12 protein-coding genes are annotated in these 12,869 nt (G+C 67.5%); 6 read left to right on the forward strand and 6 right to left on the reverse strand.

Annotated elements, in window-relative coordinates; translation table 11 throughout:
• Positions 1–220: 220 nt before the first annotated feature.
• The 4 genes from TTY48_RS19505 to zwf all read left to right on the forward strand — a co-directional run bounded on the left by TTY48_RS19505 (position 221) and on the right by zwf (position 4,691).
• A complete protein-coding gene (locus TTY48_RS19505) occupies positions 221–1,408 on the forward strand; it encodes a multidrug effflux MFS transporter (protein WP_255585890.1) in 1,188 nt (395 codons plus the stop codon).
• A gap of 9 nt (positions 1,409–1,417) precedes the next feature.
• A complete protein-coding gene (locus TTY48_RS19510) occupies positions 1,418–2,476 on the forward strand; it encodes a M48 family metallopeptidase (RefSeq protein WP_220659288.1) in 1,059 nt (352 codons plus the stop codon).
• 101 nt (positions 2,477–2,577) lie between these two features.
• Positions 2,578–3,081, forward strand: coding sequence for a M23 family metallopeptidase (locus TTY48_RS19515; protein WP_220659289.1), 504 nt, complete (start codon positions 2,578–2,580; stop codon positions 3,079–3,081).
• 89 nt (positions 3,082–3,170) lie between these two features.
• Positions 3,171–4,691 carry a glucose-6-phosphate dehydrogenase gene (zwf, locus tag TTY48_RS19520; RefSeq protein WP_220659639.1) on the forward strand — a complete coding sequence of 507 codons (1,521 nt, stop codon included), beginning with the start codon at positions 3,171–3,173 and terminating at the stop codon, positions 4,689–4,691.
• 35 nt (positions 4,692–4,726) lie between these two features.
• On the opposite strand, the gene TTY48_RS19525 is transcribed toward zwf, so the two are convergent.
• Positions 4,727–6,217, reverse strand: coding sequence for an NAD(P)/FAD-dependent oxidoreductase (locus TTY48_RS19525; protein WP_220659290.1), 1,491 nt, complete (start codon positions 6,215–6,217; stop codon positions 4,727–4,729).
• Positions 6,218–6,267: 50 nt separating this feature from the next.
• Here TTY48_RS19525 and TTY48_RS19530 point away from each other — a divergent pair, with 50 nt between their 5' ends.
• On the forward strand, positions 6,268–7,056 hold the full coding sequence (locus TTY48_RS19530) for an SDR family oxidoreductase (protein ID WP_220659291.1): 789 nt from the start codon (positions 6,268–6,270) through the stop codon (positions 7,054–7,056).
• A gap of 8 nt (positions 7,057–7,064) precedes the next feature.
• On the opposite strand, the gene TTY48_RS19535 is transcribed toward TTY48_RS19530, so the two are convergent.
• The 4 genes from TTY48_RS19535 to TTY48_RS19550 form a co-directional block, all read right to left on the reverse strand.
• Positions 7,065–8,702 (reverse strand): hypothetical protein, encoded by a 1,638-nt coding sequence (locus TTY48_RS19535; protein WP_220659292.1) that lies wholly within the window; start codon positions 8,700–8,702, stop codon positions 7,065–7,067.
• Between the two features lie 113 nt (positions 8,703–8,815).
• Positions 8,816–9,523 (reverse strand): nitroreductase family protein, encoded by a 708-nt coding sequence (locus TTY48_RS19540; protein ID WP_220659293.1) that lies wholly within the window; start codon positions 9,521–9,523, stop codon positions 8,816–8,818.
• Entirely contained in the window at positions 9,516–10,094 is a 579-nt protein-coding gene (locus TTY48_RS19545; protein WP_308443068.1) for a DUF2505 domain-containing protein, read from the reverse strand. The genes TTY48_RS19540 and TTY48_RS19545 overlap by 8 nt, the downstream gene beginning before the upstream one ends.
• Positions 10,018–10,680, reverse strand: coding sequence for a flavodoxin family protein (locus TTY48_RS19550; protein WP_220659295.1), 663 nt, complete (start codon positions 10,678–10,680; stop codon positions 10,018–10,020). Before TTY48_RS19550 ends, TTY48_RS19545 begins: the two co-directional genes overlap by 77 nt.
• Positions 10,681–10,788: 108 nt before the next feature.
• Here TTY48_RS19550 and TTY48_RS19555 point away from each other — a divergent pair, with 108 nt between their 5' ends.
• On the forward strand, positions 10,789–11,619 hold the full coding sequence (locus TTY48_RS19555; RefSeq protein WP_220659296.1) for a class I SAM-dependent methyltransferase: 831 nt from the start codon (positions 10,789–10,791) through the stop codon (positions 11,617–11,619).
• 8 nt (positions 11,620–11,627) lie between these two features.
• Here the strand turns inward: TTY48_RS19555 and TTY48_RS19560 are convergent, their stop codons facing one another.
• Entirely contained in the window at positions 11,628–12,854 is a 1,227-nt protein-coding gene (locus TTY48_RS19560) for an acyltransferase (RefSeq protein WP_220659297.1), read from the reverse strand.
• Positions 12,855–12,869: the final 15 nt, after the last annotated feature.

The raw sequence follows: 12,869 nt of genomic DNA on the forward strand, positions 1-12,869 counted from the left end.
TTAGAGAGATGTGGTCCTGGAATCAGGAAGAGGGTGCGGGTGGGCGGACGGGCGTCAGCGGCGACAGAGCGCGCTGGCCGTCTGCACCTGGTCGACGAACCGTCGACTCGTCAGGAGACACTGCACCGGACCACGGTAGCGCCCCGGCGGACCGTTGAGCGAACCGCGGTCCGCGTAGGGTGATACTTCGTGCGAGAAAGGATCGAGAAGAGTGACTGACATGGATCGCCCGGCCTTGCCGAAGCTCCGGATCGCCCTGATCCTCGGCTCGCTCTCATCCTTCGGCCCGATCACCACGGACCTGTACCTTCCCGCGCTTCCTGCGGCCGCTGAGGACCTGGGCGCCTCACAGCCCGCCATCCAGGCGACCCTGACGACCTGTCTGATCGGCCTGGCGATCGGCCAGATCGTGGTGGGCCCGCTGTCGGATTCGATCGGCCGCCGCCGGCCGATGATCGCCGGGATGGCGCTGTTCATCGCGAGCTCCTTGCTGTGCGCCGTGGCACCGTCGGTGTACCTGCTCGATGCGGCCCGGCTGCTGCAGGGGCTCGCGGGCGCCGCCGGGATCGTGCTGAGCCTGGCGATCGTGCGCGATCTGTTCCACGGGGTCGACGCGGCGCGCATGATCGCGGCCCTCATGGCGGTGAGCGGTGTGGCACCGATCGTCGCTCCCCTGGCCGGGGCCCAGCTCCTGAGGGTCATGGATTGGCGCGGACTGTTCGTGGTGCTGGCGGTCCTCGGGGTGCTGCTGCTCGCGGTCGCGGCGCTGTTGGTCCCGGAGACCCTGCCGGCCTCGGGGCGGCGCCCCTCGGGCTGGCGTTCGGTGGGCGCGGGCTACTACGCCTTGGCCCGGGATCGGCGGTTCGTGGCGCTCACCCTGACCGGCGGCCTCGCCTTCGCCGCCATGTTCGCCTACATCTCCACGTCGGCGTTCGTCTTCCAGGAGCATTTCGGCTACACCGCAACACAGTTCAGTGTGGTCTTCGCGGCGAACGCCGTGGGCCTACTGGTGTCGAATCTGGTGGGCGGCAGGCTCGTCGGCCGCGTCTCCACCTCCGCTCTGGTGTGGACCGGACTGGCCGGCATGACGGTGGGCTCGTGCGCGGCCCTGCTCGCGCTCACCGCGGATGCGCTCCCGCTCGTGATCGTCGCGCTGTTCGTCGCCGTGACCAGCCTCGGTCTGGTGATGCCGACGGTGGCGGCGCTCGCGCTGGAGGACCACGGGAGGCTGGCGGGCACGGCGTCGGCAGCACTGGGATCGGCGCGTTTCGTGCTCGGTGGAGCGGCGGCGCTGTTCGCGGGCATCGGCGGGAACCCGGTGGTGTTGGGCGTGGTGATGACGGTGTGCGCCGTGGGCGCCCTGATGGCTTTCGTGGTCGCCAAGCGAACGCCAACCCTCGCCAGCTAGATTTACTACATGACATCTTCAGGTCAACAAATACTTCTTCCGGGGATCAGTACCCGCGCCTGGGAACATCCGGCCGATCGCGCCGCGCTCGTCGCGCTGCGCAGCCTCAAGGGCTTCGACACCCTGCTCAAGGGCATCTCGGCGCTCCTGCGCGAACGCCAGCACCGCCTGCTCTACCTGGCCTCCGGGGTCCGGGCGGACGAGCGGCAGTTCGCCACGCTCCATTCCACGCTGCGGCAGTGCGCCGAGGTTCTCGACGCCGAGGCCGTGCCGGAGATCTACGTGGTGCAGTCGCCCGCCGTGAACGCCATGACGATCGGCATGGACACGCCCTTCATCGTGGTCACCACGGGCCTGCTCGATCTGCTCGACGACGACGAGCTGCGGTTCGTCCTGGGCCACGAGCTGGGTCACGCGTTATCGGGGCACGCCGTGTACCGGACGATGCTGATGCACCTGCTGCGGTTGGCGGGCAGTTTCGGGTGGGTACCGATCGGCGGCTGGGGCTTGCGGGCGATGGTCGCGGCGCTGATGGAGTGGCAGCGCAAGTCCGAGCTGTCGGGTGATCGCGCCGGACTGTTGTGCGTGCAGGATCCGGATGTGGCGCTGCGCGTGCACATGAAGACGGCGGGCGGCACCCGGCTGGCCGCGATGGACTCGCAGCGCTTCCTGGCGCAGGCGGCCGAGTACGAGCGCACGGGGGACCTCCGCGACGGCGTGCTCAAACTGCTGAATCTGGAGCTGGAATCGCATCCCTTCTCCGTGCTGCGCGCCGCCGACCTCAATCGATGGGTGGAGCGCGGCGACTACGGCCGGATCGTGGGCGGCGAGTACCCAACGCGCGCCGATGACGGAAAGGCCGATCCCGCCGAGGAGTTCAAGTCCGCCGCCAAGGGCTACAAGGAGAGCTTCGACGCCTCCGCCGACCCGCTGATCACCACGCTGCGCGAGTACGGCGCCTCCGCGGTGAACACGGTGGGCCAGGGCGTCACCGATGTGGCCACCGGCGTGAGCCGCAAGATCGACGAATGGCGCCGCAATGCGGCCCGTAGGTACGACGAGGACTGATCGTCAACCGGGGTGGCGGGCTCCTGTGGAGGAACGGGATTCCTCCACAGGAGCCCCGCCGGTGAGCATTCCGCGCGGATCGCGGCGCGCATCCTCGAAGCATGCGTCGCGTCGTCCTCGTCCTGCTCCTGCTGTTGCCCGCCGCGCCCGCGCGGGCAGCGCCGGGGTACGACTGGCCGCTGGATCCGCGGCCGTCCGTCGCCCGGCCGTTCGCGAATCCGGACAAGCGCTGGCAGCCCGGTCATCGCGGTGTCGATCTGGCTGCGGCGGCGGGGCAGGCCGTGTACTCGGCGGGACCGGGGCGGGTGCACCACGTGGGCCGCGTCGACGACCGCATCGTGGTCTCGGTGCTGCATCCGAACGGCCTGCTCACCACGTACGAGCCCATCGCGGAACCGGCCGTCGCGGAGGGCGACGAGGTCGCAGTGGGAACGGCCATCGGATCCGTCGCCGCGGGCCATGAGGGCTGTCCTGTCGCCGTTTGCCTGCACTGGGGCCTGCGTCGGGGATCCGGCCACGCGGCACGCTATTTCAATCCGTTGTTGCTGGTGGGGGCGGCACCGGTGCGCTTGCTGCCCGACACGGGCGGGCCGACTCCGGCGTGAGCTCGGTGGGGCGGCGCGCGCGCCGGGGCCCGGAGTGCAACGATGCACGGGTGACAGGCGAACCCGCAGACAGCGCTCCCACGGCCCCCTTGGACGACGAGGCGAAGGCGGAACGGCTCCAGGAGGCTCAGACCATCGCGTACCCGAGCAGTTCGGGGGGCAACAAGCGCAAGCAGCCCGAACACGATCCGACGGTCGTCGTGTTGTTCGGCGCCACCGGCGACCTCTCGCGGCGGAAGCTGCTGTGCGGCCTGGGCTACCTGGCCGTCTCCGGGCTCGGGCCCGATATGCGCGTGATCGGCACCAGCCTGGACGACATGACCGACGAGCAGTTCCGGGAGTTCGCCCGTACCGCCATCGACGAGGTCGGTGCCCGCAAGCTGACCGATGAGCAGTGGAAGGAGTTCGCGCCCGATCTGTCGTACGTGAACACCTCCGCCGGCCCGGAGGGATTGGCGAAGGCGGTCGCCGAGAAGGAGAAGGAGCTCGGTGCCGACCGCGGGCAGCGCGTGCGCCGCCTGTTCTACCTCAGCGTGCCGCCCAAGGCCGCGACGTCGGTGATCTCCACGCTCTCGAAGGCAGGGCTCACCGAGGGGTCGCGGGTGATCATGGAGAAGCCCTTCGGTGAAGACCTGGAGTCGGCGCTCGCCCTGAACGCGGAGGTCCATAAGACCTTCAAGGAGAAGCAGATCTTCCGGATCGACCACTTCCTCGGGAAGGAGGCGGCGCAGAACATCCTCGCCTTCCGGTTCGCCAATGGATTGTTCGAGCCGATCTGGAATCGCAACTTCATCGATCACGTGCAGATCGATGTCCCGGAGTCCCTGGGCCTCGACGCCCGGGCCGCCTTCTACGAGCCGACGGGCGCGTACAAGGACATGGTGGTCACCCACCTGTTCCAGGTGATGGCCTTCGTAGCGATGGAGCCGCCGACGGCGTTGGAGCCGCGGGCGATCTCGGAGGAGAAGAACAAGGTCTTCCGCTCCCTGGAGCCGATCCAGTCCGACGATGTGGTGCGCGGGCAGTACATCGGCTACCGGCACGAGGAGGGCGTCGACCCCGAGTCCGACACCGAGACCTTCATCGCGCTCAAGGCCCGCATCGACAACTGGCGGTGGGCGGGTGTCCCGTTCTACCTGCGCACCGGCAAGCGCATGGCGTCCGGGATGCGGATCATCTCGATCGCCTTCAAGGAGGCGCCCAAGTCGATGTTCCCCGCGGGTTCCGGTATCGGACAGCAGGGCCCGGATCACCTCACCTTCGACCTGGCCGACGAGTCGAAGGTGTCGTTGTCCTTCTACGGCAAGCGTCCCGGGCCCGGGATGCGGCTGGAGAAGCTGGCGATGCAGTTCTCCACCGAGGACACCGACCGCGCGGGCGACGTGCTGGAGGCCTACGAGCGCCTGATCCTCGATGCCATGCACGGCGACCACACGCTGTTCACCACGGCCGAGGGCATCGAATCGCTCTGGGAGCGCTCGATTCCCCTGTTGGACGATCCGCCCCCGGTCAAGCTGTACGAGCCGGGATCGTGGGGCCCGAACTCGATTCATCAGTTGATCGCGCCGAACGCGTGGCGTCTGCCCTTCGAACGCGCCTGGCACGACTGAGCTCATCGGCCGCGCACCGGACCGCCGGCGTCGACCTACCGGAAGTCGTAGTCGTCGAGGGGGAAGGTGTCCTGCGACCGCACCGCATCGCGGACCGATGTGGGCCGGAACAATGGCGATTCCCCGCGTCCGTTGGTCCAGTACGAGTTCGACGATGCGCAGTCGCCTCGGACGAAGACGGAATCGTCGAGCAGTCGCTCCATGCGTGCGAGGAAGCGGGCATTCGCCGCATCGGTCACCTCGAAGACCCGCGCATCCCGGCGGTGCAACTCGCCGAATAACCGGCGGATGTGCCGCATCTGGTATTCGACGGTGTTGAACCACGACAGCCCCACCCAGGAGTACGGGCTGGCGAGGGATAGCAAGTTGGGGAAGGCCGGCATCGAGACGCCCTCGTACGCCTGAAATCTGGTCTCCCGCCACCACGTACCGAGGTCGCGACCGTCCCGGCCGATCACCTCGAGCGCCGGCAGGTTGGTCTTCCAGACGTCGAACCCGGTGGCCAGGACGAGGGTGTCGACGAGTCGCCGGGTTCCATCGGTGCTCACCACCGCTCGGGGCTCGATCCGCTCGATCCCCGCGGTGTCGAGGTTGACGTGCGGTCGCGCCAGCGCGCGGTAATAGGCGTTGGAGACGGTCGGCCGCTTGCACCCGTAGTCGTACGCCGGTGTCAACGCCGAGCGGAGGCCCCGATCCCGGATCGACAGGAATCGGTGCGCGCGCGCAGCCTGAGCGGCGGACACGTTGAGATGTCGGAACCACCGGTACCGCCACATCGCCACGACCATCAGGAATTCCATGAAGGTATCCGTGCTCCATCGCACGGCGCGTTGCGTGGCCGGGTACCGGGCGAACAGGCGCCGAACCACGGGAGCGAATCGGATGTCGAGCTTGGGCATCACCCAGATGGGTGTGCGCTGGTACACGGTGAGCTCGGAGACCTCTTTCGCGAGTTCCGGAATCACTTGCACAGCCGTCGAACCGGTACCGATGATCGCTGCGCGCTCGCCGGTGAAGGAGTGCTCGGCATCCCAGGTGGCGGTATGCACCACCGTGCCCTCGAAGGTCTCGATGCCCGGTATCTCCGGGGTGGCGGGCTTGGACAGGAATCCGGTCGCGCACACGAGGAACCGGGTGCGCACGGATCCGCCGTCGGCGAACTCCACGTGCCATCGGCCACCGGCCTCGTCCCACCGGGCGCTGCGGACCTCCGTGGCGAAGCGCATGTGGCGACGCACGTCGTACTTGTCCACCACGTGTTCGGCATAGGCTTTGAGTTCCGGTCCCCGAGCGTACATCCCGGACCAGTTCGGATTGGGCTCGAACCAGTAGGAGAAGGTCGTCGAGGGCACGTCCACCGTCAAACCGGGGTACCGATTGACGTGCCAGGTGCCTCCGAGATCGTCCTCCCGGTCCACCACCAGCAGACGCTCGTAGCCGAGACCCTTCAGCGCGATCGCGGCACCGATTCCTCCGAATCCCGCGCCGATGACGACGACGTCGAGTTCGTCCGATGGCACGGTCATGGCCGCACTCGTCCCGTTGCGATCTCATCGTCGCGAGTACGCTGGGCCACATGAAAATTCACTCGGCCCGCGTGCTCATCACCGGCGCCTCCGGAGGATTGGGATCCGCGCTCGCCACCGCGTTCGCCGCCGGTGGGGCCGATCTGGTTCTCACCGGTCGTAGAGGTACGGCGCTCCGCGAGGTCGCTGATCGCGTCGGTGGCCGGGCCCTCGAGGCCGACCTCACCGACCCCGGAACCCCCGAAGCACTCGTGGCAGAGGCGGGTCCGATCGACATCCTGGTGAACGCGGCCGCGGTCCCCGCGTCGGGTCTGGCCTGGGAGTACAGCTCCGAAGAACTCGACCGCGCTCTGACCGTGAATCTTCGAGCACCCATCCTGCTCTCTCGGCTCGCCTCCGACGGAATGCGCGAACGTGGAACGGGGCATATCGTTTTCCTCTCCTCATTGTCCGGTCGATCGGCATCGGCGCGGATGGCCCTGTACAGCGCCACCAAGTTCGGCCTCAGAGGGTTCGCGCTCGCCCTACGGGAAGATCTGCGCCCTCACGGTGTCGGCGTCTCATCCGTTCTGCCCGGGCCGATTCGGGACGCCGGGATGTTCGCCGACTCCGGTGTCCGGGTCCCGAGGATGGCGACCCGGACGTCCGGTCAGGTGGCACGGGCGACGGTTCGCGCCGTACAGCGCGATATCGGCGAGATCACCGTCGCTCCGTGGCTCATGCGGGCGGCCACCGCCATCAGCGCGATCGCTCCCGGCGCCTCAGCGACGGTGGGCCGCATGACGGGTAGCGATGCGCTGATGGCGGAAGTCAGCGAGGGTCAACGCGGAAAGCGCTGACGAGCCGCCTACTTGGCCGTGCCGCCGGCCGTCGAGGAGTCACCGGTGGCCGACGAATCGCTGGCCGTCGATGAAACACTGCCCGCCGACGAATCACTGCTCGTCGACGAGGACGACGCGCTCGACCCGCCGGCGGAGCCCGAGGTCGCACTCGAAGTCGCCGACACCGACGTACCCGCCGACTCCGCGGCTGCGGACCCGGTCGTAGCGCCACTGGTGGAATCGCTCGTGCTGGTCCGGGTCGATCCGGAGCGATCGTCTCGACTCGGGGCGGTCGATGCGGGGGTCACCTGCGCCTGGCTCTGATCGCTCGTCCCCGATCCGCTGGTGGACGCCGTCGATCGCGTCGCATCGCCGCTGTTGGTCGCGGATCCATTGCCCGACAGGGGGTAGCCCGATCCGACCGGCGAATCGGAGTTCACCGATGCCGACTTCTCCGTACGCGCGGTGCCGACGCCTGTGGCACCGGCGACGGCCGCAGGCGACGCCGCTGAAGCGGACGACGCACCCTCGGCGATCGGGGCGGCCGCGGCGACCGGGGCCGGGGCGGGCGGCACGGCGGTCGGCAGCCCGAACGAGGAGGAGATGCTCGCCATCAGCGCTCCGAAGTCGCCGCCGACCGCGTTGGCCGCGCCGCTGATATCGGCGGGCTTCGGAATGACCTTGTCGAAGTCCTTACCGAGCTTGTCCAAGGTCTTCTTGATCTGCTCTGTATCGATGATGTCTCCGCGCAGGACCCGTTGGAAGGCCTCATCGGCCCCCTCCTGCACGCGCGCCTGCCCCTCGGGGCTCCACAACGACTTCGCGTCCACGTCTGCGCCCTTGGGGATTCCGGCGGGACGGCCGACCCAGTCATCACTGGTGAAGGGCTGCCCGAAGTCGGCGATGGTGTACCAGTTCCCGAACAGCGGGATGCGTGCCAGCGAACCGGGCGCGCCCTTCACGACGAACTGGCACGGCAGGCAGTAGGTGCCCTCGACGAACGGATTGAGGGCGTTGAAGGTCGCGGTCCCGAGCCGGGAGTACGCGGCGGACACCTGCTGCGGGGTCGGCATCTGCCGGAATCCCTCGGGAGTCTTCGTCAGGGTCTCCCACACCGCCTGCGGAAGCCCGAAGACGTTGATCCGCTGGGTCGTGTTCGACCACGGCATCGTGATCGACGGGTCGATGGTGTTACGCACCGTTCCGTACGAGACGCCCTGGATCAACTGCCACGGCATCACCTTGAAGTACTTGTCCCAGTACGTCGGGTTGGCACACGGTGCGGGTGCACCGGTGCAATCCGGTGTCATCGGGAAGTTCGCCTCGAAGGTGACATTGATCGGATTCGCCACGGCCTGTGCGATGGCCGGGATCGGCATCAGAAGCGACGTGATGCCGTTGACCTTCGCGATGTCCGCCTGGTCGTAGCCGAGTACGTTGCCGGGTTGGTACAGCCACCAGTTGCCGCCCAATTCGAAGGCCGCCGACGTCTTGTTGACACCATCGATCTGGGCCGCCGGCATGTTGGCGATCGTCTGGATGACGTTGAGCGGGATGTTGGCGACGGAGTTGGCGGAGGCCGCCGGCACGGGGAGGGTGGCGGCGAAGAATCCCGTGGCGGCCATGGTGGCCACGGTCATGGAGGTGGATCGAGTCGATCTCAAGATAGCAAACCTTCCTTGTTGTTGATTTGCAATTTTGTAGCGCGGGCGACGTTACCGGTCGGAACGCCGGGACTGAAGGTCTGCGTTCGAACTGACACATTCGGAGCAGATCGTCACGGCTGCGGCCTCAGCCAGCGCCTGCGGCCGTAGGAATCGAGATGGGTGACATCGCCGACCGGCGTCCGCGCAGACGGGCCGTACCGGCCCCGCGGCCATCCGAGGGGCACGATGCACACCGGTGTCACTTCGGCGGGCAGTCCCAGGATTCTGCGGGCGGACAGCAGATTCCACAGCGGCATGGTGATCAGCGATGCTCCGAGCCCCATCGCGCGCGCCGCCAACAACAGGTTCTGCACGGCGGGGTAGATCGACCCCCAGTACCCGCTCTCCGCGACGTGCGGCATACGGACCACGGGAACGCGTCCCTCGCCGACGCCCAACCGCAGGCAGGCGACCACCAGTACCGGGATCTCGGTGAAGTGATCCACCTGCCACTGAACGGCCTTGGCCATCCGCGCCTTCGAATCATCAGCCGCAGCGATCCGACGGTACGTCGTGCGCCAGTAGAAGTTCCAGGCCTGGCGGTAGCGCCGCCCCAGGCGTTCCTTGATCCGCGGATCCTTGACCACGACGAACTCCCACTGTTGGCCGTTCTGCCCGGTGGGAGCATGCTGCGCCAGTTCGATGCACCGCAGCACCAGGGCGTCGTCCACCGGATCCGGCAGCACACGGCGGATCGCCCGTTGCGTGAGCATCGCCTCCACGAGGGGCATGTCCAACCGGGCGAGGGCCGCTTCACTGGGCGGGATGCGATCAACCATGAGCGAGCGCCCACTCTCCGGTGAATCGTTGAATATCGGGAACGTGTGTCTTCACCTGGCCTGCGACCAGGCGCTCGATCGGACCACCGACCACCGGGACCCGCACCCGCACATCACCGGTCACGTACAACTGGCACCCCGTCTCCGTGGGCCGCAAGCGCGCACTGGCCACTCCCGAGCCGGGAGCACCCTGCACATCCACCGTGATCGCACCCTCCACGCGGGCACCGACGGGCACCCAGCGCTCGACGGCGATCACCCGGATGTCGCGCGGATACATCGCCGCCAGTAGCGGATGCATCACGGTGCGCGCGACGTCCTGAACGACTTCGACCATCACCGCCCCTGCGCCGTCGACGTCGAGCGATGTGAGGTCGAGGCCGCCGCCGAAGTGGTGGAATCGCGCTGCCCAGTAGTCGGGCGACGCGAAGGCACCCATGACTTGATCCATGGTCGCCGTCGAGCAGGTCTCGACTTCGAATCGACGCGACATGTCACTGACCTCCCGGGCTCGTGGAGCCGATCGCCGCCGCCAACTCGCGCGCCGAATCCAGGTGCTCCTGCTGCACATTCGTCGGAGGGATGGGTATTCCGAGGTAGCGGTCGCGCTGTTCACCCGTGCCGAGGTAGCTGGTGAGCGACAGCGTCGAGGTGATCTGATTCCCGGGGTAGGTCGCATGCATCTCACCCGCGAACCGGCCTCCTTGCCACTCCGCGAGCCGCGCGACCTCGGCGAGGTTGCCCCGCCAGCTGTCACGACAGGCGATGAACACGGCGAAGCGCCGGCCGGAGAGGACCTCTCGCCCTTGCGGGGAGGCGAGGAAGGATCGAACGGGCAGACTCGCACGCCCCCACCAGGTGGGCGATCCGATACAGATCAGGTCGTAGTCGCCGTCGAAGACCTCCGGAGGCAGGGCGATGTCGCCCACACTCCCCCGTACCTGAGCGGGCAGAAGGCTCATCATGTCCGGCCACACACGCCGGAGCGGGAAGTGCGCCAATCGCGGCGCGAATCTACGGTCCGTCAGCTCGATCTCCGCCGGCACCACGTCCCATCCGTGCCGGAGGAGTTCGTCTCCCGCCGCTCGCAGGAGACGGGCGGATTGCCCGGTGAAGCTGTAGGACACCAACAGTGCCCGAGGAGCAGCCTGTGCCATTCGTTCTCCTTCGTGTCGCTTCTGACACTTTGTTGCACTTGCAACGCTAGACCACCTAGGTGAACTTTTCGGAGCGACATATTCACAATCGTCACGTACCGTTGGCTCATGACCAACAAGGCCACCGTCGACCTGAGTGGCGCCGCCCAGACCATGCTGACCACGCTCTACCTCAAGGCGCTGGACGCGGATTTCGTGCGCCCGGTGCTCGGGGACGAGTTCGCCCGGGACGCGGTGGCCGGCATCGACTACGACTGGCGCTCGCTCGGTGTCTCCGCTCGCTGGGCCCCCCTCGTCACCGTGCGCACGGCCCAGTACGACATCTGGACGCGTGAGTTCCTCGCGAAGCACCCCGAGGCGACCGTCGTGCACCTGGGATGCGGACTCGACAGCCGGATCTTCCGCATCGCACCGGGACCGGGGGTGCGGTGGATCGATGTGGACTTCCCCGCAGTGATCGCGCTGCGCGGCCAGGTCTATCCGTCGCGTCCGGGTTACCGCCTCCTGGCCGCCTCCGCAACGGATAATTCGTGGCTGCAGGAGATTCCGGCTGATCGCCCCACGTTGCTGCTCGCCGAGGGGATCAGCATGTATCTCACTCGGGAGGAGGGTGGCGCGCTGTTGCGCTCGGTGATCGATCGCTTCGGCGCGGGAGAGGTGCAGATCGATTTCTACAGCCGCCCCACGATCCGGACGCAGCGCCTGCACAAGCTCAACCGCACCACCGGTTCCACATTGCACTGGGGCGTGAATCGCCCCGCCGAGGTTCTCGCCGATGTTCCGGAACTCCGATCGGTGGACGATCGATCCTTCTTCGATGCGAGCACCTTTCCGCGTGACTCGCGTCTGCTCTCGGCGCTCGGTCGGCTCGGCCGCGTACTGCCGCCCGTCCGGAACGCGGTGCAGTACCACCGCTACGGCTTCGGCCCGATCGCCTGACCCGGACATCAGCGGCCGTCCGCGATCTCGTCCAGGATCGCGGCGACGGCGTCCATCGCTTGCTTCGAATCCGTTCCATAGGTGTGGTATTCGAGCTGGAGACGCCCGTTGAAGATCTTGCTGGTGTACATCTCGATACCCGAGCTCACCTGGAAGAACAGTTCACCGTGTACGGCGGTCAGCTCCACCCCGTCCGGCGTGCGCACGGGTGGCACCACACCGTTGTCGGTGACCATCACCACGTCCGGAAGGCCAGGCGGATTGCCGACGTACTCGGGAGTGAAATGCAGCAGCGACTGCTGAATCACCCCTGCCGCGAGATCATCGCGGAAGCTGTCCGCGATCTCCCTGCCGAGGCTCACCACGTCGGTGTCCGAATCGATTTCGGCGAGGAAGGTAGCGACGCCGACAGGATTGGTACAGCCCGTTGCGGTGACGGCCGGCGAGAGGACGTACCGAAGATCGACGGGGTAGATGTACGGAACGGGAATCGCCGTGCCACCCCGCAAGCGCCACTCCGCGACGAGTACTGCCGCAGACACGATCCCGTTCACGCTCACGCGCCGATCACGGGAGAGGTCCACCAGGCGACGAGTCCGCTCCTCGCTGAAGGTGTGCTGCACCATCGGCACCCGCACGGGGTGTGGGGGCCGCGCCGTCGTCACGGCGCGGCGTGACGGCGGCAGGTCGTAGGCGAACATCGCGGGCATGAACCGCTCCAGGCCGGACCGGCGTTGCTTCGTCACGTTCCGTTCAGCCAGGATCTTCTCCAGCCCCTCGGGGGCCGGCTGAGGCGGGCCGGGGCGGGCGCCACCCGTCGTCACGAGGTCGGTGTAGATCCCGAAGAGTTCCTCGATCAGAGCGAACTGATGGTGTCCGTCCGCCAGCGCGTGGTGCACGTACAGCGTGGCGGCGGTCTGCGGGCCTTCCTGTTGCACCGTCAGGTGCACCAGCGCCTGCTCCTGATCGAACTGCGGCGCGGGCGCATCAGCCGTGACGAGGGTGATTCCCGGGTGGAGGAGATCGTCGGCGACGATCCTGAAACCGCCGTCACCGTCGTCTTCGATCCGCGCCGCCAGGACCGGATGCACCTCGAGCAGGATCTCGAAGGCCTCACCGAGCGCGTCGACGTCGACCGGACCGTGGACGTGCGCCCCCAATCCGACGAAGTTGTGGGTGTCGGCGAACATCTTCTCGCTGTCCGCGAGTGCCCGCAGTACCGAGGATTCGAACATGACTGCCTCTCATCG

Origin of the sequence: Tsukamurella sp. TY48 (assembly GCF_019656655.1) — a bacterium.
Lineage (GTDB): Bacteria > Actinomycetota > Actinomycetes > Mycobacteriales > Mycobacteriaceae > Tsukamurella > Tsukamurella strandjordii.